This window comes from Flavobacterium sp. XN-5, assembly GCF_008033395.2.
In the GTDB taxonomy this organism is placed as follows: domain Bacteria; phylum Bacteroidota; class Bacteroidia; order Flavobacteriales; family Flavobacteriaceae; genus Flavobacterium; species Flavobacterium hiemivividum.
The window spans coordinates 1-505 of the sequence record NZ_VOGZ02000024.1; the positions used below are offsets into that span (position 1 = coordinate 1).

Annotated in this window: 1 protein-coding gene; it reads left to right on the top strand. The window is 33.3% G+C overall.

Going from position 1 to position 505, the window contains the following annotated elements; genetic code table 11:
• A partial coding sequence (locus FQU23_RS16120; protein WP_209282361.1) for a hypothetical protein occupies positions 1 to 378 on the top strand: 378 nt, incomplete at its 5' end.
• Between the last annotated feature and the right edge of the window lie 127 nt (positions 379 to 505).

Here is a 505-nt window from a genome sequence, read left to right on the forward strand (position 1 = left end):
TTTTTTTTGAGTGTCCTGCTAGGTTACAAGGATGATATTTCAATGGAAGAGCTGGAAGAGGTAATGAAAATTTATTTTCTTGTATGGGAGTACTTCATATCAAAAAGCAATTTACTAAAAAGGAAAGTGACCTCGGATCAGTTTGAAAAGATTCGAATGCGTAATATTCATATGCTTGGTTATAGTGAAGGAGAATTAGAAGATTCTAAGATGAAAATCTATACGGATGAATTAGCTAATCTCAAGTCCAAAACACTATGGGCGGCTGTGCTTTATAGATACCACAATAGACTCATATTATTAAATATGGACCCGGAAAATAGGATCATAATCCTTATAGGTGTCCTTAGTTTTATTCAATGCTTTGAAACAAAGTAAAGCATAATAAAATTGACAATTATAGCGCTACCATTCTTCACGTATAAGGTATCAATAGCTGACACTATAAGAAAAAACATAGGTAATCACTTTTTACTCTACAAGATGTACTTGCTCGAGCGGATAC